Genomic DNA, 22,206 nt, shown 5'->3' with positions numbered 1-22,206 from the left:
CCGGTTACGGCCACGCTACGACGCGTTGGGCTGTATCGGTTAGGGTGCGAATCATGCCGAGCGACATGGTCCGAGTGATCTACCGCAAGTACGACGGCAGCGCCCACCGCGACTACCCGGCCCGGCGGCTCACCGAGGACGATCTCGGCGTCTGGCTCGGCGTGCCCGAGGGCACCGAGTCGGTCTACCACGGCCGGCCCTCGGTGGAGAAGATCCCTTTCGTGCTGTTGGTGCCACACCGTGCCTGGTGGACGGCCATGTTCAACCCTCCGCCCCGCACCAGCGAGGTCTACTGCGACATCACCACCCCGGCCCGCTGGGAGTCCGACGACACGGTCCACCTGATCGACCTGGACCTGGACGTCGTCCGGCGTCGGGCCACCGGCCTGGTGGAGCTGCTCGACGAGGACGAGTTCGCCGAGCACCGGGCCCGGTTCGGCTACCCGGACGACGTGGTGGCCGAGGCGGAGGCCGCGGCGCAGCGGCTGTTGAGGGCGCTCGGCGACGGCACCGAGCCGTTCGCCACCGCGTACCGCAAGTGGTTGGCCCTGGTGGTCTGAGGCCGCACGGCCGGTCTGGCCGGCTCACCAGCGTGGCGGCCAGGCGTCGTCGGCGTCCAGTGGTGGCAGGTCGGCCAGCTTCTCCGGGTTGAGCTGGTTGTAGATGGCGGTGATCCGGCCCTGGTCGACGGCGAACGCGGTGACCAGGCGGATCGGTCGCCCGTCGGTGTGCGTGGTCTCCAGCTGTAGGCCGAGGATGCCGTCGACGAGCACGGGCCGCGCCAGCACCCGGTCGGTGTACCGGCCGGTCCGGCCGAACAGGCCGAGCGTGAGGCGGGCCACGGGGTCCGCGCCGAGGATCGGCCAGCGGGCGGCCGGGAAGTGCCCACCCGAGTCGCCGACGAAGACCACGTCCGGCGCGAGCACCTGAAGCAGCTGATCCAACTCGCCGGACTCGGTGGCGGCGACGAACGCTTGGAGCACCCGACGCTGCTCGGCCGGGTCGGCGGTGTGCCGGGGTACGTCCGGAGAGGTGACCGCCCGCCGGGCCCGGGAGGCCAGCTGCCGGGCCGCCGCCTCGGTGGTGCCGAGCACCCCCGCGACCCGGGCGAACGGCAGCGCGAACACGTCGTGCAGAACGAGGGCCACCCGTTGTTCCGGCGCGAGCCGCTCCAGCACCACCAGCAGCGCCGTGCCGACCTCGTCGGTACGCACCGCCCGCTCCGCCGGGTCGGGCGCGTAACCGTCGACCGGTGGCCGGTCGCCCAACGGGCTCACCACCGGCTCCGGCAGCCACTGCCCCGGGTACGCCTCCCGGCGGACCCGGGCCGAGCGGAGCACGTCGAGGCAGATCCGAGCGCAGGTGGTGGTCAGCCACGCGGACAGGTCCCGGATCTCGGCGCGGGCCGCCGGGTCGGCCAGCGCCCCGGCGTAGCGCAGCCAGGTCTCCTGCACGGCGTCCTCCGCCTCGCTGCGGCTGCCCAGCATCCGGTGGGCCACCGCCAGCAACCGGCCCCGCTCGGCCTCGAACTCCGTCGCCAGCTCCCGCACGACCCACCACCCCTTCCGGTCGGCGTCCCGGACTACATCCTCCCGCCGAGTGGCCCCGCCGGCTGCCCCGAGACGGCTCGCGAACCGGCTCTGGCCGTGGGCGCAGGTCGGTCGGTGCCGATCCGCGGGCCAGGGTTCGGAGGTGAGCCTCGGCGGGCGGAACGGCCCTGGGTGGGCGATGATCCGTGCATGAGCGCACCCCAGCAACGGCAGGTCGTGGCACCCGAGGGCGGTTCCGTGCGGGACCTGCTGCGGGTCACCGCGCCGGTGGATCTCGGCGCGATCGACCCGCGGTCCATGCCCGGCCTACCGGGGCCGGCGGGCCACGGCGAGCACCGTAAGACCTGGGCGCGGGAGCAGGTCGAGCTGGTCGGCGAGGAGCTGGGCCGACAGCAGGAGATGCTCTTCGCCATGGCCAAGACCGGGTCGGAGCGGCCGGCGCGTCGGGTGCTGCTGGTGCTCCAGGCCATGGACTGCGGCGGCAAGGACGGCACGATCAAGCGGGTGGCCGGCGCGATGAACCCGCTGGGCCTGCACATCCGCTCGTTCGGGCCGCCGACCCGCCAGGAGCTGCGGCACGACTTTCTCTGGCGGATCCGTCGGGAGCTGCCACCGCCGGGGTACGTGGGGATGTTCAACCGTTCGCACTACGAGGACGTGTTGATCGCCCGGGTCGGCTCGCTGGTGCCGGAGACGACCTGGCGTGCCCGCTATGACGAGATCAACTCGTTCGAGCAGGAGCTGACCGAGGGCGGCGTCACCCTGATCAAGGTGATGCTGCACATCTCCTACGCCGAGCAGGGCAAGCGCCTGATGGACCGGCTCACCGACCCGCGTAAGCACTGGAAGTACAACCCCTCCGACATCGACTCGCGGGGGCGCTGGGACGACTACCAGGCCGCGTACGCCGAGGCCCTGAGCCGGTGCGCCACGGACGCCGCGCCCTGGTTCGTGGTGCCGGCGGACCGCAAGTGGTACCGGGACTGGGCGGTCGCGCACCTGCTGCGTGAGACGTTCGACACGCTCGACCTCGGGTATCCGGCTGCCGATTTCGACGTTGCACGGGAGCGGAAACGGCTTCTGGCTGGGAGAGCGGGTACGGGTGGGACGGCCGAGATGAACGGCAGGTGAACGAGCGGTGAATGACGCCTGGCCAGGGGTGGGCCGGCGAATTCCCGGATCCGCCGTTTCCTAGCATTCACCGAGCGGGCACCCGTTGGGCACCGCCACCCTTCCACCGACGCGACGAGGTCTGTGCTGTGAAGTTTTCCTTCCGCCCCACCGAGGGCGCCTTCTACGAGCTCTTCACCAGGGCCGCGCAGAACCTGGTCCGGGGCACCGCGCTGCTCAACGAGCTGGCCCTGCCCGGCGTGGACGTGCAGTCCGTCAGTGAGCGGCTGACCGAGGTCGAGCACGACAGCGACCAGATCACCCACGACCTCTACAAGAAGATCAACTCGACCTTCATCACCCCGTTCGACCGGGAGGACATCTACCGGCTCGGCTCGTTGCTGGACGACGTGATGGACCACCTGGAAGCGGTGGGCGACCTGCTCTACCTGTACGGGTTGACCGAGCTTCCGGCGCTGCCCCGCGAGCTGCACGAGATGGTCAACGTGCTCGACCAGCAGGCCAAGCTGACCGCCGACGCGATGCCCCGGCTGAAGTCGATGAAGGATCTCGAGGACTACTGGATCGAGTGCAACCGGCTGGAGAACGAGGGCGACCGGATCAACCGGCAGCTGCTCGTCCGCCTCTTCTCGGGTGAGTACGACGCGTTGACGGTGCTGAAGATGAAGGAGGTCGCCGACGAGCTGGAGGCTGCCTGCGACGCCTTCGAGCACGTGGCCAACACCGTCGAGACCATCGCCGTCAAGGAGTCCTGAGCCGGTGTCCCCTGAACTCATCGCCGTGCTGGCGGTGATCGCGGTGGCCCTGGCGTTCGACTACACCAACGGCTTCCACGACGCCGCCAACGCGATCGCCACAAGCGTCTCCACCCGGGCGCTGACACCCCGGATCGCCCTGGCGCTCGCCGCGGTCGGCAACTTCATCGGCGCCCACTTCGGTGCTGGCGTCGCCAAGACCGTCGGCGACGGTCTGGTCACCCTCCCCACCGGGGTGAGCAGCCTCGGCGTGGTCTTCGCCGGGGTGCTCGGAGCGATCGCCTGGAACCTGATCACCTGGTACTTCGGTCTGCCCTCGTCGTCCTCGCACGCGCTCTTCGGTGGCCTGGTCGGTGCCACTCTGCTCTCCACCGGCGGCATCGTGCAGTGGGTCAACATCGGCGAGAAGGTGCTGCTGCCGATGGTGCTGTCGCCGATCGTCGGCCTCACCCTCGGTTACCTGCTGATGCTGGCCATCCTGTGGCTGTTCCGGAAGGGGCAACCGGGCAAGCTCAACCGGGGCTTCCGTTGGGCGCAGACCGCCTCGGCGGCCGCCATGTCGGTCGGCCACGGCATGCAGGACGCCGCCAAGACCATGGGCATCGTGGTGCTGGCGCTCTACACCGGCGGTTTCCAGGAGAGCAAGACGCACATCCCGGGCTGGGTGTTCTGGACCTCGGCGACGATGCTCGCCCTCGGCACCTACGCCGGCGGCTGGCGGATCATCCGTACCCTCGGTCGCAAGATCATCGACCTGGGTCCGCCGGAGGGCTTCGCCGCCGAGACCGTCGCCAGCGCGGTGCTCTACTTCAACGCCCTGGTCCTGAAGGCCCCGATCTCCACCACCCACACGATCACTTCGGCGATCATGGGTGTGGGCGCGACCAAGCGACTCTCCGCGGTTCGCTGGAACGTGGCCGGCAACATCGTGCTCGCCTGGATCATCACGTTCCCGGCCGCCGCGCTGATCGCCTGCGTCACGTACCTGCTGGTCCGGCCGCTCTTCGGCTGAGTCGACGACAGGGCCCCCGGTCACGGTTCAGCCGTGGCCGGGGCCCTTGCGTTGTTCCGCTGTTCAGACGTAGCGCACGCCGATCTGCTCGCGGACCGTGTCCAGCAGGGTCATCACCTCGAGGGTCGTGGCGTGCGGCACCGCAGGGCTCTCGGTCAGGCCGGCAGCCAGGCAGCGCTGCACCTCGATCGCCTCGTACTGGTAGCCGTTGCCGGCCCCGTCGGCGACGATCGTCTCCGGCTCCGCGCCGGCCCGGTGCAGGGTCACCGAACCCGGCCGGAAGAACGGCTCCGGCAGATCGATCCGCCCAGTGGTGCCGGTGATCGAGGCGGTCTGTCCGCTCAACCCGACCATGCCGCAGCTCAGTGTCGCCAGGGCTCCGGTGTCGTAGCCGAACAGCATGCCGGTGTTCTCGTCGGTCCCCTCCGGGCCGAGCTGCGCCCAGGACCTGATGTGCTGCGGCACCCCGAGCAGCAGGTGGGCCAGGCTGATCGGGTAGATCCCCAGGTCGAGCAGGGCACCGCCGCCCAGCGCCGCGTTGCGCATCCGGTGCTCCGGGGGGAACGGCCCGGCCACCCCGAAGTCGGCCCGGACGCCGGTCACCGTGCCGATCGCCCCGTCCGCGATCAGCTCGACGACCCGCAGGATCATCGGATTCAGCCGCATCCACATGGCCTCCATCAGGAAGACGCCGGCGGCGCGGGCGGTCTGCACCAACTCGGTGCTGGTGGCCAGGTCGAGGGTGAACGGCTTCTCCAACAGCACCGCCCGCCCGGCGGTGAGGCAGGTCATCGCCGCCTCGTAGTGCGCGGAGTGCGGGGTCGCCACGTAGATCGCGTCCACCTCCGGGTCGGCGGCCAGCTCCACCCAGGAGCCGTGGGCGCGCTTCGCGCCGTACGTGTCGGCGAAGCGCTGTGCGCTCTCCACGGCACGGGAACCGACCGCCACCAACTCGGCGTCCGGCACCAGCCGGAGGTCTTCGGCGAAACGGCTGGCGATGTGGCCGGTGGCCAGGATGCCCCAACGAGTCATGCCGGAACGCTAGCCCAGCCAGGTGAACCGCCCGCTGCCCGGCCTGCGACGCAACCACATCGCGGGCCCGGCGCCTCGGGCCTGATGTCCTGATGAGCGTGATGACTCTGAGACATCTTGATGTCTCAGAGTCATCACGCTCGAATCGCCGACCGCGCCGACCGCGCCGACCGCGCCGACCGCGCCGACCGCGCCGACCGCGCCGACCGCGCCGACCGCGCCGACCGCGCCGACCGCGCCGACCGCTTCATGGGCCCGGCGCGCGGCCGGCGTTCCCGCAGGCGGGAACTAGGCTCGCGGGCATGACGATCGACAGTGACGGCTTCCCCGCCCCGGCCGCCCTGGTCGAGCACGCCCGCCGGTTCCAGGCCGAGGGCGGCACCCCGGCGACGCCACGGGTCGCGGCCACCGTGTTGCTGCTGCGTCCGACCGACGCCGACTTCGAGGTGTACGTCATCCGCCGGGTCGCGGCGATGACCTTCGGCGGGATGTACGCCTTCCCCGGCGGCGGGGTGGACCGCTCCGACTCGGAGGCGCACCTGGACTGGGCCGGCCCGACGCCGGGCGAGTGGGCGGACCGTCTCGGAGTGGCCCCGCAGGCCGCTCAGGCGGTGGTCTGCGCGGCAGCACGGGAGGTCTTCGAGGAGGCCGGCGTGCTGCTGGCGGGCTCGAACCGGGAGACCGTGGTGGGCGACGTCAGCGGCGACGACTGGGAGGCGGCCCGACAGGATCTGGAGGGACGCCGGCTGGGCTTCGCGGCGCTGCTCGCCGACCGTCAGCTGACCCTTCGGTCGGACCTGCTGCTGCCCTGGAGCCGGTGGATCACTCCCGAGTTCGAGCCGCGCCGCTTCGACACGTACTTCTTCGTCGCCCTGTTGCCGGCGGGCCAGCGGACCCGCGACGTCTCCGGCGAGGCCGACCACACCCTGTGGATCCGTCCGGCGGACGCGCTGGCCCGCGCGCGGGCCGGCGAACTGACCATGCTGCCGCCGACCCTGGTCACGTTGGCCCAGGTGGCGGCTGCCGGCGACCTGGCCGGGGTGGCGCGGGTGGCGGCCGATCGGGACGCCGTCACTCCGGTCATCCCGCGCCTGGACCTGCCCCCGGACGGTGAACCGCGCTTCGTCCTGGGCTGACCCCGAAGGCCGACCGAACCAAGATCGTGCTCGATCCTCGAAGTAGTGGTCTGGTCGCGCGGAGGAGGCCACTACTTCCATGTTCCAGCGCGATCTTGGCGTGGGGGCAGGCGGACAGGTCGCCGCAGGGGAAGCCGGGGACGAACATGGCACCGGCGCCCACGCCGGGAGGGCGGGGCGCCGGTGACCGGACGTGTTCGATTCAGCCGAAGCGGCCGGTGATGTAGTCCTCGGTCTTCTTCACGCTCGGGTTGCTGAAGATCTTCTGGGTGTTGTCGTACTCGATCAGCCGGCCCGGGTCGCCGGTCTTCTCGATCGAGAAGAAGGCGGTCCGGTCCGAGACCCGCGCTGCCTGCTGCATGTTGTGCGTCACGATGATGATCGTGAACTTGTCCTTGAGCTGGAACATCAGGTCCTCGATCGCCAGCGTGGAGATCGGGTCCAGGGCGGAGCACGGCTCGTCCATCAGGACGACCTGCGGCTCGACCGCGATGGTCCGGGCGATGCAGAGCCGCTGCTGCTGACCGCCGGAGAGGCCCGCGCCGGGCTTGCCCAGCCGGTCCTTGACCTCGCCCCACAGGTTCGCGGCGCGCAGGGCCTTCTCGGCCGCGTCCTCCAGGATCGACTTCTTGCGGACCCCGTTGAGCTTCAGCCCGGCCACCACGTTCTCGAAGATGCTCATGGTGGGGAAAGGGTTCGGCCGCTGGAAGACCATGCCGATGGTGCGCCGGACCGCCGTGACGTCCACGTCCCGGTCGTAGATGTCCTGGTCGTCGATGGTCAGGCTGCCCTCGACCCGGGCACCCGGCAGCACCTCGTGCATCCGGTTGATCGACCGCAGGAACGTCGACTTGCCGCAACCGGACGGCCCGATGAGAGCGGTGACCGTCTTCGGCTCGACCGTCAGGTTGATGTTCTCGATCGCCTTGAAGCCGCCGTAGTACGCGGTGACGTTCGAGGCGGAGACGCGCTTGGCCATTGTGGTACCTCCGGGGTTCATCGGCTGAGCCTGTTGCGACGGGCCAGCAGCTTCGCCGCGATCGTCAGGATGAGCACGAGGGCGACCAGGGTGAGTGCCGCGGTCCACGCCCGTGCCGGTGCGTACTTCGACGCGTCGCCGGCCTGCTGGTAGACGAAGAGGGACAGCGACGACTGGTTGTTCTCGAAGGGGTTGGTGTTGATCGCGGCGCCACCGCCGGCGACCAGCAGCACCGGAGCGGTCTCGCCGGCCGCGCGGGCGATGGCGAGCATGACGCCGGTGACGATGCCGGGCAGCGCCGTCGGCAGGACCACCCGCAGGATGGTCTTCCACTTGGGTACGCCGAGCGCGTACGCCCCCTCGCGCAGTGGCGCCGGTACGAGGCGGAGCATCTCCTCGGTGGAGCGGACGATGGTGGGCAGCATGAGCACGCTCAGGGCGAGCGCGGCGGCGAAGCCGGAGAAGCTGGGCCGACCGTCGTTGAACCACGGCGACACGATCAGCACCCAGAACGCCAGCACGAAGAGGCCGGAGACGATCGACGGGATGCCGGTCATCACGTCCACGAAGAACCGGATCGCGAAGGCGAACTTGCCCCGCCCGTACTCGACGATGTAGATCGCGCAGAGAACGCCGAGCGGGACGGTGATCAGGGTGGCGATGCCGACCTGCTCCAGCGTGCCGACGATGGCGTGGTACGCGCCGCCGTTGGCGTCCCGGGCCCCGATGTTGTTCATCGAGGTTTGGAAGAAGTTGACGTCCAGTCGGTCGGCGCCCTTGCTGACCAGCGTCCAGACCACCGACACGAGCGGCAGCACCGCCAGCACGAAGGCGGAGTGGATCAGCGCGCTCCAGGTGCGGTTGCGGGCCGATCGGCGCCCCTCGACCGCGTTGGCGGCGGCGAAGAGCCCGACCAGGTAGAGGATCGCGCCGAGGACGACCACGAGGATCGGGCCGCCGATGCTGGTGCCGTAGACGACCACGGCGGAGAGCGCCAGGGCCGCCACGGCGATGGCCGGTGCGGCGTACCAGGGCAGTCGCTTTGCCCGCAGCGAGTCGGGCTGGGCCGGCGGCCGGGTGCGGTGGGAGGTGGCGGTTGTGGTCATGCGGCCGACTCCGTGAACTCCCGGCGGCGGTAGATGATCGCCCGCGCCGTGATGTTGACGATCAGCGTGATGGTGAACAGCACCAGACCGGAGGCGATGAGCGCGCCTCGGCCGGTCTCGTTCGCCTCGCCGAACGCGTTGGCGATGTTGGCGGCGATGGTGTTGCCGCCGTTCTGGATCAGGTTGAACGAGATGCCGAAGGTGATGCCGAGGGTCAGCGCCAGGGCGATGGTCTCGCCGAGCGCACGACCGAGGCCGAGCATCATCGCGGCGATGATGCCGGGACGGCCGTAGGGGAGCACCGCGGTGCGGAGCATCTCCCAGCGGGTGGCGCCCAGGGCGAGGGCGGCCTCCTCGTTCGCCGTCGGCGTCTGGAGGAACACCTCGCGGGAGAGCGAGGTGATGATCGGCAGCACCATGATCGCGAGCACCAGGGCGCCGAGCATGACGGACGCTCCGAAGGGGCCGTCGCCACCGAAGAGCGGGATCCAGCCGAAGTGCTGGTTCAGCCAGACCGAGAAGTCCCGGACGGGGCTGCTGAAGACGTCCCGACCCCAGAGGCCGAAGACCACGCTGGGTACGGCGGCCAGCAGGTCGACCAGGAAGCCGAGCGCGGTGCCCAACCGGCGTGGCGCGTAGTGCGAGAGGTAGAGCGCGATGCCGAGCGCCACCGGAACCGCGATGAGCAGTGCGAGCGCCGAGCTGAGCACGGTGCCGAAGGCGAGCGCACCGATGCCGAACTTCGGCTCGGTGTCGTTGGGGGACCAGCCCTCGTAGGACCAGAAGTTCTCGGTGTTGGCGCGTAGGGCCGGCACCGCCTTGGCGACCAGGAAGATCGCGATGGCGGCGATGATGACCAGAACGGCGGTGCCGGCGGCCAGGGTGAGGCCGCGGAAGGCCCGCTCGGCGCCGAACTTACGGCTGCGCGGCAGCGCGCCGCCGCCGCCCAGCCCGGTGCCGCCCGGGGAACGGGTGCTGACTGGTGCCTCGGCCACACGCGCCGAGGCACCGGCGGGCCACTCGTGACTCTGGGTCACGCGCGTCCCACCGGTGCCGGCGTCGGCCGAGCGGTGAGGGGTTTCACCCATCTGCTCGCTCGATTCGGTTGCGGAGGTGTGGAATCGGGTCAGGAGAGGTTCTTGACCGCGGTCTCGACCTTGGTGCGGACCGTCTCCGGCAGCGGGGCGTAGCCCAGCTCGGTGAGAGAGGCCTGGCCCTCGGCGCTGGCGGCGTGGCCCAGCAGGCCCTTGACCAGCTTCAGCTTGTCGGCCGCGAGGCCCTTGCTGCAGACGATCTCGTACGTGGCCAGGACGATCGGGTACGCCCCGGCCTCCTTGGTGTTGTAGTCGATCTTCAGCTTGAGGTCGTCGCCCTGGCCTTCGACGGCAGCACCGGCGATGGTCTTGCCGGCCGCCTCGGCGGTCAGCGCGGCGAACTCGCCGTTGCCGTTACCGATCTTCGACATCTTCAGACCGGCGTTCTCGGCGAACGACCACTCCATGTAGCCGATGGAGCCGTCGGCGCCCTTGACCCGGCTGGCCACGCCGTCCGAGCCCTTGGCGCCGGTGCCGCCCGGGGCCTTCCACGCCTTGGCGTTGCCCAGGGTCCAGTCGCTTTCGGCGGTCTTCGAGAGGTACTTGGTGAAGTTGTCGGTGGTGCCCGACTCGTCCGAACGGTGGACGGTCTGGATCGTGGTCGCCGGGAGCTTGGCCTCCGGGTTGTCGGCCTTGATCGTGGCGTCGTCCCACTTGGTGACCTTGCCGGCGAAGATCTTCGCCAGGGTGGCCGGCTTGAGCTGGAGGTTGTCCACGCCGCTGACGTTGTAGGCGACGGCCACCGGGCCGATCACCATCGGCAGGTGGATGGCCTTGCCGCCGACGCACTTGGCGTCCGCCTGCGGCTGCTCCTCCGGCTTGAGCGCGGAGTCGGAACCGGCGAAGTCGGCGGTCCCGGCGATGAACGCCTGGATGCCGGCGCCCGAGCCGGAAGCCTCGTAGTTGATCGTGGTGCCCTGGCACTTCTGCTGGTACGCCTTGATCCACTCGGCCATGGCGTTCTTCTGCGCCGACGAGCCCTGGGCGTTCAGCGTGCCGGTAGCGCAGTCGACCGCGGCGGCCGAGCCCGAGGCGCTCGCGCCGGAGGCGGGCCCGTTGTTGTCCGAGCCGCATGCACTGAGGCCGAGCGTCGCGGCAAGAGCGAGGCAGGCAATAGTGCCGTACCGCTGGAGCTTCACCTGAGGGGTTTCCCTTCGCGTCTGACTTGGCGCCCCGATCCCGGGGCCCGAGGACCGGCACTGACCGGCTGACACGAAAGTTAGAAGTGCCAGGTAGCCGGTTCGCCGGTCGCAAGTGAACGCAAGGTGAACACGTACGGCCCTCGAGGTGACCGCTTGCTGAGGGTGAGTTGTCCGTTAAGTGAACCCGGGTACACCTGTCGGAAGTATGGGTATATTTCCGGTTCGGCGTTATCCCGCCGATGCTCGCCCGTTACCCATCGGTGACGCTGTCGGAGCGCCGGTCGACGGTCAGCCCAGGTGGTAGTTGATGTGCGCGGACCAGCGTGCGAAGCCCAGCCGCTCGTAGAGCGCGACGGCCCCGGTGTTCGAGTCGTCCACAAAGAGCATCACCCGGTCGAGGCCCCGTTTGTCCCGCAGGTGTGCCAACCCGGCGGTGGTCAGGGCCCGGCCCAGCCCGCCACCGTGCGCGGTCGGCTCCACCCCCAGGACGTACACCTCGCCGATCCGGGCCGACCCCGGCCGCTCGTGCACCTTGGTCCAGTGGAAACCGAGCAGCCGGCCGGTCGCGGTCTCTTCGGCGAGCAGGAAGCCCGCCGGATCGAACCACGGCTCGGCGAGGCGGACCCTCAGGTCGTCCGACGTCCACCGGCCCTGTTCGGGGTGCTCGGCGAAGGCCCGTGCGTTGAGCGCCAACCAGGCCGCGTCGTCGGCCCCGGGCCGGAACGCGCGCAGCGCCACCCCGTCGGGCAGGCGCGGCTCACCCAACGGGGCCGCCAACGGCCGGCGCAGCTGCCAGAGCACCCGGGCGCGGGCGAAGCCGAGGTCGACGGCGAGCGCGGCGGCCGAGGGGTGGTCGCCGTGCGCCCACGCCCGCAGCGGCCCGGTGGCCGAGGCGAGTACGCCCCGGGCGAGCGCGCGCCCGGTGCCCCGCCGCCGGTATGCGGGGTGCACGACCAGTTCCACCCCGATCCCGCCGACCGGGTCGGTGGTGTCCAGGTGCGCGTACCCGGTGAGGGTGCCGTCGTCGGCGCGGGCGATCAGATGCACGGCGGGGGCGTCGGGGTCGCGCAACCGCAGCAGGACGTGTTCGTCGAGTGGGTCCGCTCCGTCCGTGTCACCTGCGGCGCCGGCGAGGGTGAGTACGTCGGCGATCTCCGCCGGCGCCAGTTGGTCGCTCCGGGTCACCTGGTCGCTGGTCGGCTCCGCGCTGCTCATTCCGCCACCGTATCCGTTGCGTGTCGTGACGCCCGGAGCGTCGCCGTAAAGCTGCGGCTCACGTCGGGTCGGTGGGAAGTGCCTCCAGCTCGAACCGGGCGGTCAGGTCGGGCAGGATCCGGCGCAGCGCCTCCATCGTGCCCTGCCGGTCCCCACCGGCGTCGTGCAGCAGCACCACCGAGCCCGGCGCGGCCTGGCTGAGCACCGTCGCGGTGATCTTGGTGGCGCCGGGCAGCTCCCAGTCCGACGGGTCCACCGACCAGTGCAGCGGGGTCATGCCGAGCTGACGCGCCACCGACACCACCGGGTACGTCCAGGCTCCGCCCGGCTGGCGGTACCAGACGATCGGCGCGTCCGGCACCGCCGCGCGGATCGCCGCGTTGGTGCGCAGGAGGTCGGAGCGGATCGCGTCGGCCGACCGGGCGCCCAGGCCGACGTCGTGGTGCCAGGAGTGGTTGCACAGGGTGTGCCCGTCGTCCACGATCGACTGGATCAGGTCAGGGTGGTTCTGCGCGTTCTCGCCGACGACGCAGAACGTGGCGCGCACGTCGTATTCGCGCAGGAGGGCGAGGACCTGCGGCGTGTAGCGCGGGTCCGGCCCGTCGTCGAAGGTCAGCGCGAGCCGCGGAGTGCCGGTGGTGGCGTGCGCGCCGAACAGGTTGTCGTCTCCGGCGACCCGTCCGGACCCGTCCTGGCCGGTCTCGGCCGGGCCGGTCTCGACCGGGCTCGCGCTGGCGCGCGGGGTTCCGCCCGGCTCGCCGACGCTGGGTTGGTCGGCGTAGTGCGGTCCGTCGGCGCTCGTGGTGACACCGGTGGACTGGCGCGGCGTCTGGTCGGGGACGAGGCTGCGGCCCAGCATGTACGCGGAGCCGAGCAGCCCGGCCACCACCAGCGTCACGATTCCCGCGGCCCGGGCGGTGGCGCTGACCCGCGTCACGACTTCCGCCTGGTCTGCCGGTCACGCCGGCCCGTCGCCCCCGTGTTCAGTGCGCGCACCGTCGCCCCTTTCTCCGACAAACCCGGCAGTCAGAATAGAGCTGCCAAGCTGCGCAAAAAGGGCATATGGGAAATCACCCGGAGTTGGCTCCGGATCAGACCGGCAGGGGCGCGTGCTCCGCCTCGGGAAGCGACCGCGACGGGGGCACGACGAACTTGTAACCGACCTGGCGGACCGTGCCGATCATCGACTCGTACTCCGAGCCGAGCTTGGCGCGCAGTCGCCGGACGTGCACGTCCACCGTGCGGGTGCCGCCGAAGTAGTCGTAGCCCCAGACCTCGCGCAGGAGCTGGTCCCGGGTGAACACCCGGCCCGGGTGCTGGGCCAGGAACTTGAGCAGCTCGAACTCCTTGTAGGTGAGGTCGAGCGGACGGCCCTTGAGCTTGGCCGCGTAGGTGTCCGGGTCGATGGTCAACTCGCCGGCCCGGATCGAGCCACCCGCGCCGGCGGTCGCGTTGCTGAGCCGGCCCACCGCCAGCCGCAGCCGTGCCTCGACCTCGGCCGGGCCCGCCGAGGCGAGGATGACGTCGTCGACGCCCCAGTCGGCGTTGAGCGCGATCAGGCCGGCCTCGGTCACCACCGCGACAAGCGGCACGCCGAGCCCGGTGGCGTGCAACATCCGGCAGGTCGCCCGGGCTTCGCTCAACTCCGATCGGGCGTCCACCATCACCGCGTCCGGGCTGGGGCCTGCGACCAGGGTGCGGACGTCGCGCGGCGCGGTCCGGACCGAGTGCGGCAGCAGGTCGAGCGCCGGCAGCACAGCCGACGGTTCACCTGCGCGCGCGGTCACCAGCAACAGGATCTCCACGATCACCTCCGTCCCGGCGGCGCGAGGCCGCACGCGACCAGACGCACTCGGCGAGGGAGTGCTCTGAGAAATTGCGTGGTCCCGGCGTCGCTGACGGGCGGGTAACGCGTTGAGCCTAACTGATCGCTCCGGCCGCACCGTCAGGCCGATTCCTGTTTGTCTAGCTTGCCCCTGATCGTGGCCCGCTTTTTAACGTGGCCGAAACCCGTGACCACCGTGTCGGGCCGTCGATCTGGCACGATCGGGTCGTGTTTCCCTCCACCTCGCCCGAGGCCGGCCGCGAATCATGGCCCGCCGGGCCCCAACCGGGTCCGGCCGCCGCAGCGACGCGCGGCCAACCGCCCGCGCCGCGTACCGGTCCGGCCACCACCGATGGCGACCGCCGCGAACGGGGTAAGCCGCGCCGTGCCCGCCGCTCCGGCGAGCCGGCCCGCCGATCCGAAGACGAGATCGACGAGCCGGAGGAAGAGGTCATCCCCCCGGTCGCGGTGCACCGTCAACTGGCGCTGACCATCGCCGGCTTCGCCGCTCTGCTCGGTGTCGGCCTGGTGCTCGGCGCGCAGACCTCGGGTCCCGGTCACCGGCTGCCGTTTGCCTTCATCATCTTCGGCGTCCAGCTGCTGTTCGTGCTCGCCTGGACCATGGCGATGCGTCCGCCCGCGCTGCTGGTGGTCGCCGGGATCAGCGCCGCCGTCGCGGCGTTGGTCGACATCGCGGCGGTGCGGACCGACGTCGCCGGCCTGGCGCCGCTGGGCTACCTGGCCGCCGGCGGGTTCCTCGCCGCGGTGCTCGGCCAGCTGGTACGTCGCGTGGACCGGGTCCGGGTCACTGACTCCCTCGGCTCCACACTGCTCATCGTGGTCGGGGTGGTGGCCTTCGGCACCCTGATCGTGCTCAGCCGGATCCCGGCCGGCACCCAGGCGATCACCGTCTGCCTGACCGCGAGCGGTGTCGCGCTCACCGTCGCCCGGCTCACCGACGCCGTACTGCCCTGGCCCCGGCTGGCCCCGCAGGTGCCCCGGGGCGCCGCCGGCGTGGTGGCCGGCGCGATGGTCGGCACGCTGACCAGCGCACTCCTCGGCAGCTACCTGGTGGCTCCGTTCACGCCGACCCGGGCCGCCGTGATCGGCCTGGTCGCGGCGGTCACCGCCGTCCTCTCCGACCTCGCCGTGGGGTACGCGGAGGCGGGCCGGTTGATGGCCGGCGAACCGCCCACGATGTGGGTGGCCCGGCACATGCAGGGCCCGCTCGGCGGCTTCGCCCTGGCGGCGCCCGCCGCGTACGCCATGTGCATGCTCTTCCTCTGAGTCGCGGTTGAGCGCCGGGCCGGTCGGGTACCTACGGGTGCGCCGCCCTGCGGCGTCGGTATGGACGACCCGTCGCGGCGCGACGGGCGGAGACAGGAGGCGGCGTGGCGCAGGACTATCCGGTGGATCAGGCGCGACCCCGACGGCGTGGCCGCAAGCTGCTCATCGGGCTGTTCGTGCTGCTCCTGCTGCTGGCGGGGTTGCTGGTGGTCGCCGACCGGGTCGCGGTCGGGGTCGCCGAGCGGATGATCGGCGACCGGGTCAGCCAGGAGATCGCCAAGCAGGGCGCGCAGTCCGCCGCACCTGAGGTGGAGGTGGGCGGAACTCCGTTCCTCACCCAGGTGCTGGATGGCCGTTACCAGCGGATCACCATCAACCTGCGGGACGTGCAGGCCTCGGTCGAGGGCGACGCCGTCCGGCTGCCGGTGCTCGACGTGACCGCCCGCAACGTCCGGGCCTCGCTGGACACCCTGCGCACCGGCCAGGGTGACGTCGTGGCAGACACCGTCAACGGTGCCGGCACGATCAGCTACGAGAGTCTGGCCGCGCTGCTGAAGCGCCCGGGTCTCACCCTCGGCGAGCAGAACGGCAAGCTCACCGTCACGGCCCCGGCCGACATCCTCGGTCAGAAGCTCACCATCAGCGGCACTGCCGACGTCACCGTCGCCGACAACGGCGCTGTCGCCCTGCGGTTCAACGACCTGGACGCCGCGGGTCTGCCGAACCTGCCGCTGGCTCGGGCCTTCCTGAGCAACTACGCCAAGAGCATCTCCATCGACGTGCCCCTGCCCGAGTTGCCGTTCCAGCTCGCGGTCCGCGAGGTCCGTCCACTGCCGGAAGGGCTGGCGGTCACCGCCGACGCCAAGAACGTGCCGATCAACTCCGCCGGCTGACACCGGAGGCGCGGTGGGACGCCGGAATCCCCGGCGATCCCGTCGATTCCCGGATGGTGGTCGGCCCAGTGGCAGCACGGTCACTGGCTGGTAGGCTCCCTGGCCATGGGGACCCACCTCACCAAACGGCGCGCGGTCGACCTGTGCCGCGTGGCCACCTGCCTGTGTCGCCCCGTCATCTGACGGCGGGGCTGTCTCCGGCCGCCTGACGGCGGCCACCGGCACAGGGTTCTCACACCCTCCGGTCATCCCACCGAACGCCCGGCAGCGGCGCCGTCGCACGAACCCGTGATCCCGTCCTTCCGCTGGGTCCCGCGCGTGGTGCGACAGTTGCATCCATCGATCTCCGCGCGTTGGCTCACCATCCATCCTCACCAGGGAGTGATTCGATGAGTCGCGACACCGCACTCGTTTCGGCCGAGTGGGCCGAGAAGAACCTCGACGCCCCGGGCGTCGTCTTCGTCGAGGTCGACGAGGACACCTCGGCCTACGAGACCGGCCACATCGCCGGCGCCATCAAGATTGACTGGAAGACGGACCTCCAGGACCAGGTCCGCCGGGACTTCGTCAACAAGTCGCAGTTCGAGGCGCTGCTCTCCGAGCGGGGCATCAGCAACGACGACGTCGTCGTCCTGTACGGCGGCAACAACAACTGGTTCGCCGCGTACGCCTACTGGTACTTCAAGCTCTACGGCCACCGGGACGTGAAGCTGCTCGACGGCGGCCGCAAGAAGTGGGAGCTGGACGCCCGTCCGCTCGTCACCGACGCGGTGTCCCGCCCCGCGACGCAGTACGTCGCGCAGGAGCCGGACACCTCCATCCGGGCGTTCCGCGACGAGGTCGTCGCGGCGATCGGCACCAAGAACCTGGTCGACGTGCGCAGCCCCGACGAGTTCGCCGGTCGCCTGCTCGCCCCCGCCCACCTGCCGCAGGAGCAGGCGCAGCGGGGCGGCCACATTCCCACCGCGATCAGCGTGCCGTGGTCCAAGGCGGCAAACGAGGACGGCACCTTCCGGTCCGACGACGAGCTGCGCAGGATCTACGGCGACGCGGGGCTCGACGACGGCAGGGAGACCATCGCGTACTGCCGGATCGGTGAGCGCTCGTCGCACACCTGGTTCGTGCTCCAGGAGCTGCTGGGTCACCGCAACGTCAAGAACTACGACGGCTCCTGGACCGAGTACGGCTCGCTGGTCGGTGTGCCGGTCGCGCTCGGCGACGAACCCGGGGAGGCGTGACCATGAGTCTTCCCATCGCCGCGGGTTGCGCCGCACCGGACCAGGCCGCGCCGCTGCCGGCCAGCCTGGACCTGGAGAAGGAAACCGTGATCACCGGCATCGTCCGTTCCGCCGAGGCCGAGCCGGTGCCCGGCGCGTACGTCCGGCTGCTCGATTCGACCGGTGAGTTCACCGCCGAGGTGGTCACCTCCTCCGCCGGGCAGTTCCGGTTCTTCGCCGCACCGGGTTCCTGGACGCTGCGGGCGTTGTCCCGGCACGGCAACGGCGACACCGCTGTCACTGCCGGCCGCGGCGTCAACGAGGTTGCCGTCACCGTCGCCTGACCCACTGCTCTGATCGACCGGGGCCGGTCACCCTCCCGGGGGTGGCCGGCCCCGGTCGTGTGTCGGCGGTGTGCCGGCACGCCGGGACGGGTGCCGAAATCCATCGGCGTGCGTCAGTATCTACTGGTGAGTTTCAGGGATGAAAGCGGCGGGTCCGACGAAGCGGTCCCCATCGTCCTCTGCGTGGGCACCGACGTGTCGCTGCGGGAGCGGGTGCTGAGCCAACTCGACGGGCGTGCCCCGGTGCTCAGCTGTTCCGATCTGGCCGAGCTACGCGAGCTGCTGTCGTCGCCGGCGGGTCCGGCCCCGGTCAGTCCCACGGTCCTCCCACTCACCGAGGCGCGGAGCCTGGTGAAGTGGGGCGAGCTGGTCGTCGACCGGGCCGGACATCGGGTCACCTGGCGCGGCGAGGTGCTCCCGCTGACCCCCACCGAACGGGAGCTGCTCACCCTGCTCATCGGCCCACCGCTGGTGGTGTGGAGCTACGAACGGCTCTGCGTCTCCGCGCTGGGTGGCGCCGACACCGCAGCGCTGCAATCCACCGTCAGGCGGCTGCGTCGCAGGCTGCGGGGCCTGCCGGGCGGCCCGCAGGTGCACACCGTGCGCGGCGTCGGCTACCGGCTCGACCCGCCGCCCCGGCGAAACGACCACTGACCCGCCGGCCTTCGTCGGGCCGACCGCCTCCGCTGCCGGCCGGGCGGCGGGCGCGTGACACCATGGCCGGGTGAGCGGTGCTGTCCAGACGGGTTGGGCCTCTTCGGCCGGTCCCGCCGCGCCGACACCGGCCGGGTCGCGGCGGCGTTGGCTGCTGGCCGTGACAGTGGCCTGGGCGGTGCTGCTGGCCGGGCTCACCTGGATATCGGTGCGCGACGACCCGCCGACCGTCCGCGAGCAGCGTTCCCTCGACCAGGCCGGCCCGGTGGTCGACCGGGCGGTCGGCGAGCTGGCTCGCGCGGCCGGTGCGGCCGGGCTGCTGGAACTGAGCCCGGCGCGGGTCGCGTCCGGCTGCCGGGTCACCCCGTTCGCCGACGGGGCGAGGTTGCGACGCGAGGTCGGGGTGCTGGCTGCCGCCGGTGACGAGCGGGCCGTGCTGGCCGGCATCGCCGAGCGGCTGCCGGCGAGTTGGCGGGCCGGGGTCGGGCCCGGGCTGGACGGCCCCGAGCTGCGCGCCGACGCCGGAGAATTCGTGGCCGTCGAGGGTCGGCCCACCGTCGACGGCCGGGTGCGACTGGTCGTCGACACCGGTTGCCGGCCGGTCGGCGCCGGTTACCCGTCGGCTCCGGCCACCGCTGCCGGCCCGGAGGCCGTCGCGCTGAGCGCCGCGCTGAACGCCCTCGACCGGCCGGGCGACGCCGCGCCGGAGCTGGCCACCGCGCCCTGCCCGGGTGGCGGGCTCGCCCGTACCGCCTGGTCCGTGAACGGTCCCGGCCCGACGGCCTCGACCGGCGCTCTCGCCCCGCTGGCCGGCAACGCCCCACTGCTGGACCAACCCTCGGTGTACGCGTACCGCAGCGGTGCCGTCACGGTGCTGGCCGAGATCAGCCCGGACGCCACCCGACTCGCCGCCACCGTCGGCTGCCCGAGCTGAGCCGGGCGGGTCAGCGGCCGTCCGGCTGATCGTCGGGGCCACGGCTGCGGCCCAACGCGTCGACCATGCCCCACCGGCCGGGGATGTCCAGCAGCTCCACCCGACCCATGCCCGGTGGCACGGCCGGGTCGATGATCAGGTGCTCGCCCTGCGGCTCCAACCCCAGCATCACCCGCAGCAGCAGCAGCGGGGTGCCGGTCGACCAGGCCTGAGGGCTGCACGCGGTGGGGTACTCCACCGGATAGTCGGTGAGGTCGCGGGCGTAGCCGGCGAACGCCTCCGGCAGCCGACCCTCGAAGTACCGGGACGCGGCGAGCATCGTCTCGCAGAGCAACCCGGCCTCCTCCCGGAAGCCGTACCGCCACAACCCCCAGGCGATGATCGAGTTGTCGAACGGCCAGACGGTGCCCACGTGGTAGCCGATCGGGTTGTACCGCCCCTCGTCCGCGGCGAGCGTCCGCACCCCCCAACCGGAGAACAGTCGGGGCCCGAGCAGGTGCGCGACCACCTTGGCGGCGCGGGACTCGTCCACGATGCCGCTCCACAGCAGGTGCCCGATGTTCGAGGTCAGCGCGTCCACCTGCCGGCCGTCGGCGTCCAGCGCGAGCGCGTAGTGCTCGCGGTCGGCGATCCAGAAGTCGCGGTCGAACCGCCGTTTCAGGTCGGCGGCCTGCCGCTCCAACTCGTCGGCGAACTCCGGGTCGTTCCAGAGCTCCCGAGCCAGCCGGGCGGCCCGGAGCTTCGCGTCGTAGGCGTAGCCCTGCAACTCGCAGGTGGCCCGGGGAAAGCCGGGCAGGTGACCGTCGGCGTACGAGATGGCGTCCCAGGAGTCCTTCCAGCACTGGTTCTGCAGGCCGGTCTCCGGGTTGCGGGTCTGGTACCAGAGGTAACCGGTGCCGAGCAGGTCACCGTAGGTGTCGATCCACTGCAACGCGGCGCGGATCTGCGGTTCCAGCTTGCGGACGAGTGCCGCGTCGCCGGTCCACCGCTCGTACTCGTCGACCAGGATGATGAACAGGGGCGTCGAGTCGGCCGACCCGTAGTACGGCGAGTGTGGCTGCTCCTCGAAGCCGGCGGTCTCCCCGTACCGCAGCTCGTGCAGGATCTTGCCGGGTTCCTCGTCCCGGAAGTCGTCCACCCGTTGCCCCTGTAGTCCGGCCAGCATCAGGATGGTCGGCGGGACCAGTTCCGGCAGGAACGGCAGCACCTGCAACGAGGTGATGATGCTGTCCCGGCCGAACAGGGTCATGAACCAGGGGAGGCCCGCGGCGATCAGCCGTACGCCCAGGGCGATCGACTCGTAGCGCAGCGCGGCCAGGTCGTTGAGGCTGCGCCGGTACGCCCCGGCCAGCGGCTCGCAGTCGCAGCCGAGCTTCGGCGCCCGGTCGATCAGCTCCTGCTGTTCGGCCCGGATCGCGTCCGCGCTGCGGCTGCCGCCGTACGGGAGGGTGGCCCGGATGTCCTCGCCCCGGGCACCGAAGACGACGCTGGACACGTGCAGTTTGGTGGTCCAGCTGTCGTTGCGGGCTATCCGGATCCGGAAGGTCATTCCGGTGTCGTCGACCTGCGCCGGCGCGGTGGTGCTGACCACCATCTCCCGGTGGAACGCCTCCCGCCGGTAGGACAGCCGCAATTCGTTCTCGGCGACAGTGACTGTGGTCCGTCCCCGTTTCTGCCGAGAGTTCTTGATCTCGAACAGGTCGGCGAAATCGGCCCCGATCTCGACCCGCAGGGTGCACTCGACCTCCGCGCCGAGGTGGTTCAGCACTGTCAGCTCCTCCTCGAAGCTGCCCACGATCGCCCGGCTGCGGATCACCGACGCCTTGGCGTCCAGATAGTGCGTGGGTTCGCCGGGGGCGAGGAAGAACCGGGTGCGGTACGACTCGGCGTCGTCGACGGAGAGGGCGTGCAGCCGTTCGCCGTCCAGGGTGAGCACCCACGTGGACAGGAAGCGGGTGTCGAAGGAGAACAGCCCGGTGGGGAAGTCGTAGGACGGTTCGATGTCGCCACGCCGGTCGCTGACCAGGAAGGTGTTGCCGTCGAGGATGCTGACGAGGTCCTTCACCGAAGTCGCCCGGCTGCTCGGCGGGCCGTTTCGCGGGGGTCGCGGGTGCCGGGCGGGTTCGGGAAGAACCGGCGGAAGGCGAGGAAGAGGACCACGTTCCCGCTGAACGTGCTCTCGTTGCGCAGCACCGCCGCGACCCCCTGGGCCTCGCCGTTGATCAGCCGGTCGAAGAGGGCGGCGCTGCTGTACCAGATCGCGTCGGCCGGCCCCCGCCCCCGGGTGACCTGCACCGACCCTGGCCTCATCCGGACCAGCCAGTGTTCGGTGCGGTGGTCGTCGCCGAGGTCGATCTGGAGGGTGCCATCGGCCAGGCCGCCCAGAACCTCGGCCGAGCGCGACGGTAGTGCCTCGAAGAACCTCTCCGCCGCCTCGGTCACATCCGAATCGTAGGCAGCTGTCCGGGATGTCGGGTCGGTATCGACACTCCGCTCGGATCGGCAGGCCGCCGCCGTGCGGTCAGTAGACGAGGGCCTGCGCGCCCTCGGCCAACGCCTCCTCGACGAAGACCGCGGCACCGGCGATCCGCACGCCGGGGAGCACGTCGTCCGGACCGATCTCCCGTCGGGCCGCGCACTGCGTGCAGGCGGTCACCCGGCCGCTGGTCAGGATGACGTGCAACAACTCGGCCAGGGGCGCGGAGTGCGGCAGGTCGAACTGCTGGGCGCGACCGGGCAGCGCGAACCAGGTGGACTCACCGGTCAGCCACAGCGAGACGTCCACCCCGGCCGCTACCGCCGTCGCGGCGACGGTGAATGCCTGCGCGCACCGCTCCGGGGCGTCCGCCCCCGCGGTGGCCTTCACGACGAGATTGCGGGCCATGTGGCCCAGCATAAGA

Annotated in this window: 24 protein-coding genes; 12 read left to right on the top strand and 12 right to left on the bottom strand. The window is 71.2% G+C overall.

All coding sequences use genetic code 11. The features are described 5' to 3' along the window. Nucleotides 1-53 precede the first annotated feature (53 nt). Nucleotides 54-560, top strand: coding sequence for a DUF402 domain-containing protein (locus AB0877_RS21025; protein WP_366610793.1), 507 nt, complete (start codon nucleotides 54-56; stop codon nucleotides 558-560). Between the two features lie 24 nt (nucleotides 561-584). On the opposite strand, the gene sigJ is transcribed toward AB0877_RS21025, so the two are convergent. Continuing rightward, nucleotides 585-1,550 (bottom strand): RNA polymerase sigma factor SigJ, encoded by a 966-nt coding sequence (gene sigJ / locus AB0877_RS21020; RefSeq protein WP_366610792.1) that lies wholly within the window; start codon nucleotides 1,548-1,550, stop codon nucleotides 585-587. Between the two features lie 189 nt (nucleotides 1,551-1,739). Here sigJ and AB0877_RS21015 point away from each other — a divergent pair, with 189 nt between their 5' ends. The 3 genes from AB0877_RS21015 (at nucleotide 1,740) to AB0877_RS21005 (ending at nucleotide 4,448) form a co-directional block, all read left to right on the top strand. Further along, the gene (locus AB0877_RS21015) at nucleotides 1,740-2,681 is read left to right on the top strand and encodes a PPK2 family polyphosphate kinase (protein WP_366610790.1); all 942 of its coding nucleotides are present in this window, start codon (nucleotides 1,740-1,742) and stop codon (nucleotides 2,679-2,681) included. A 128-nt stretch (nucleotides 2,682-2,809) separates the two neighbouring features. Further along, complete coding sequence (locus AB0877_RS21010) at nucleotides 2,810-3,436, top strand: DUF47 family protein (protein ID WP_053655020.1); 627 nt, start codon at nucleotides 2,810-2,812, stop codon at nucleotides 3,434-3,436. 4 nt (nucleotides 3,437-3,440) lie between these two features. Further along, entirely contained in the window at nucleotides 3,441-4,448 is a 1,008-nt protein-coding gene (locus AB0877_RS21005; RefSeq protein ID WP_366610788.1) for an inorganic phosphate transporter, read from the top strand. 63 nt (nucleotides 4,449-4,511) lie between these two features. Here the strand turns inward: AB0877_RS21005 and AB0877_RS21000 are convergent, their stop codons facing one another. Further along, nucleotides 4,512-5,480, bottom strand: coding sequence for a Gfo/Idh/MocA family oxidoreductase (locus tag AB0877_RS21000; protein WP_366610787.1), 969 nt, complete (start codon nucleotides 5,478-5,480; stop codon nucleotides 4,512-4,514). Nucleotides 5,481-5,782: 302 nt separating this feature from the next. Here AB0877_RS21000 and AB0877_RS20995 point away from each other — a divergent pair, with 302 nt between their 5' ends. Further along, the gene (locus AB0877_RS20995; protein ID WP_366610785.1) at nucleotides 5,783-6,616 is read left to right on the top strand and encodes an NUDIX hydrolase; all 834 of its coding nucleotides are present in this window, start codon (nucleotides 5,783-5,785) and stop codon (nucleotides 6,614-6,616) included. Nucleotides 6,617-6,818: 202 nt separating this feature from the next. Here AB0877_RS20995 and pstB read toward each other — a convergent pair whose 3' ends face one another. The 7 genes from pstB to AB0877_RS20960 form a co-directional block, all read right to left on the bottom strand. Next, complete coding sequence (gene pstB, locus AB0877_RS20990) at nucleotides 6,819-7,595, bottom strand: phosphate ABC transporter ATP-binding protein PstB (RefSeq protein WP_112584183.1); 777 nt, start codon at nucleotides 7,593-7,595, stop codon at nucleotides 6,819-6,821. A gap of 17 nt (nucleotides 7,596-7,612) precedes the next feature. Further along, nucleotides 7,613-8,701: a phosphate ABC transporter permease PstA gene (gene pstA, locus AB0877_RS20985; protein WP_366610784.1), complete on the bottom strand. Its 1,089-nt coding sequence runs from the start codon at nucleotides 8,699-8,701 to the stop codon at nucleotides 7,613-7,615. After that, entirely contained in the window at nucleotides 8,698-9,789 is a 1,092-nt protein-coding gene (gene pstC / locus AB0877_RS20980; protein WP_355005819.1) for a phosphate ABC transporter permease subunit PstC, read from the bottom strand. Before pstC ends, pstA begins: the two co-directional genes overlap by 4 nt. 38 nt (nucleotides 9,790-9,827) lie before the next feature. Continuing rightward, nucleotides 9,828-10,934, bottom strand: coding sequence for a phosphate ABC transporter substrate-binding protein PstS (gene pstS / locus AB0877_RS20975; protein ID WP_366610783.1), 1,107 nt, complete (start codon nucleotides 10,932-10,934; stop codon nucleotides 9,828-9,830). Nucleotides 10,935-11,225: 291 nt separating this feature from the next. Then, nucleotides 11,226-12,152: a mycothiol synthase gene (gene mshD, locus AB0877_RS20970; protein ID WP_366610782.1), complete on the bottom strand. Its 927-nt coding sequence runs from the start codon at nucleotides 12,150-12,152 to the stop codon at nucleotides 11,226-11,228. A gap of 58 nt (nucleotides 12,153-12,210) precedes the next feature. Then, complete coding sequence (locus AB0877_RS20965; protein WP_366610984.1) at nucleotides 12,211-13,011, bottom strand: polysaccharide deacetylase family protein; 801 nt, start codon at nucleotides 13,009-13,011, stop codon at nucleotides 12,211-12,213. 232 nt (nucleotides 13,012-13,243) lie between these two features. Beyond that, nucleotides 13,244-13,963 (bottom strand): response regulator transcription factor, encoded by a 720-nt coding sequence (locus AB0877_RS20960; protein ID WP_181518701.1) that lies wholly within the window; start codon nucleotides 13,961-13,963, stop codon nucleotides 13,244-13,246. 242 nt (nucleotides 13,964-14,205) lie between these two features. Here AB0877_RS20960 and AB0877_RS20955 point away from each other — a divergent pair, with 242 nt between their 5' ends. The 7 genes from AB0877_RS20955 to AB0877_RS20925 all read left to right on the top strand — a co-directional run bounded on the left by AB0877_RS20955 (nucleotide 14,206) and on the right by AB0877_RS20925 (nucleotide 19,306). Beyond that, nucleotides 14,206-15,264 carry a hypothetical protein gene (locus tag AB0877_RS20955; protein ID WP_366610781.1) on the top strand — a complete coding sequence of 353 codons (1,059 nt, stop codon included), beginning with the start codon at nucleotides 14,206-14,208 and terminating at the stop codon, nucleotides 15,262-15,264. 104 nt (nucleotides 15,265-15,368) lie between these two features. Further along, entirely contained in the window at nucleotides 15,369-16,157 is a 789-nt protein-coding gene (locus AB0877_RS20950) for a DUF2993 domain-containing protein (protein ID WP_366610780.1), read from the top strand. A 105-nt stretch (nucleotides 16,158-16,262) separates the two neighbouring features. Beyond that, nucleotides 16,263-16,340 (top strand): Ms5788A family Cys-rich leader peptide, encoded by a 78-nt coding sequence (locus tag AB0877_RS20945; RefSeq protein WP_310503780.1) that lies wholly within the window; start codon nucleotides 16,263-16,265, stop codon nucleotides 16,338-16,340. A 206-nt stretch (nucleotides 16,341-16,546) separates the two neighbouring features. Continuing rightward, nucleotides 16,547-17,395: a sulfurtransferase gene (locus AB0877_RS20940; protein WP_366610779.1), complete on the top strand. Its 849-nt coding sequence runs from the start codon at nucleotides 16,547-16,549 to the stop codon at nucleotides 17,393-17,395. A 2-nt stretch (nucleotides 17,396-17,397) separates the two neighbouring features. After that, nucleotides 17,398-17,718 (top strand): DUF1416 domain-containing protein, encoded by a 321-nt coding sequence (locus AB0877_RS20935; RefSeq protein WP_366610777.1) that lies wholly within the window; start codon nucleotides 17,398-17,400, stop codon nucleotides 17,716-17,718. Nucleotides 17,719-17,913: 195 nt separating this feature from the next. Beyond that, the gene (locus AB0877_RS20930; RefSeq protein WP_366610982.1) at nucleotides 17,914-18,372 is read left to right on the top strand and encodes a winged helix-turn-helix domain-containing protein; all 459 of its coding nucleotides are present in this window, start codon (nucleotides 17,914-17,916) and stop codon (nucleotides 18,370-18,372) included. 166 nt (nucleotides 18,373-18,538) lie between these two features. Then, nucleotides 18,539-19,306, top strand: coding sequence for a hypothetical protein (locus AB0877_RS20925; protein ID WP_366610980.1), 768 nt, complete (start codon nucleotides 18,539-18,541; stop codon nucleotides 19,304-19,306). Nucleotides 19,307-19,316: 10 nt separating this feature from the next. Here the strand turns inward: AB0877_RS20925 and AB0877_RS20920 are convergent, their stop codons facing one another. The 3 genes from AB0877_RS20920 to AB0877_RS20910 form a co-directional block, all read right to left on the bottom strand. Next, nucleotides 19,317-21,371 (bottom strand): glycogen debranching N-terminal domain-containing protein, encoded by a 2,055-nt coding sequence (locus AB0877_RS20920; RefSeq protein WP_366610776.1) that lies wholly within the window; start codon nucleotides 21,369-21,371, stop codon nucleotides 19,317-19,319. After that, nucleotides 21,368-21,748 carry an SCP2 sterol-binding domain-containing protein gene (locus AB0877_RS20915; RefSeq protein WP_366610775.1) on the bottom strand — a complete coding sequence of 127 codons (381 nt, stop codon included), beginning with the start codon at nucleotides 21,746-21,748 and terminating at the stop codon, nucleotides 21,368-21,370. Before AB0877_RS20915 ends, AB0877_RS20920 begins: the two co-directional genes overlap by 4 nt. Before the next feature lie 79 nt (nucleotides 21,749-21,827). Continuing rightward, nucleotides 21,828-22,202, bottom strand: a complete 375-nt coding sequence (locus tag AB0877_RS20910; RefSeq protein WP_124820325.1) for a DsrE family protein — start codon at nucleotides 22,200-22,202, stop codon at nucleotides 21,828-21,830. Between the last annotated feature and the right edge of the window lie 4 nt (nucleotides 22,203-22,206).

This window comes from Micromonospora sp. NPDC047644 (genome assembly GCF_040704315.1).
Lineage (GTDB): Bacteria > Actinomycetota > Actinomycetes > Mycobacteriales > Micromonosporaceae > Micromonospora.
This window is presented reverse-complemented; position numbering and strand designations above follow the sequence as displayed.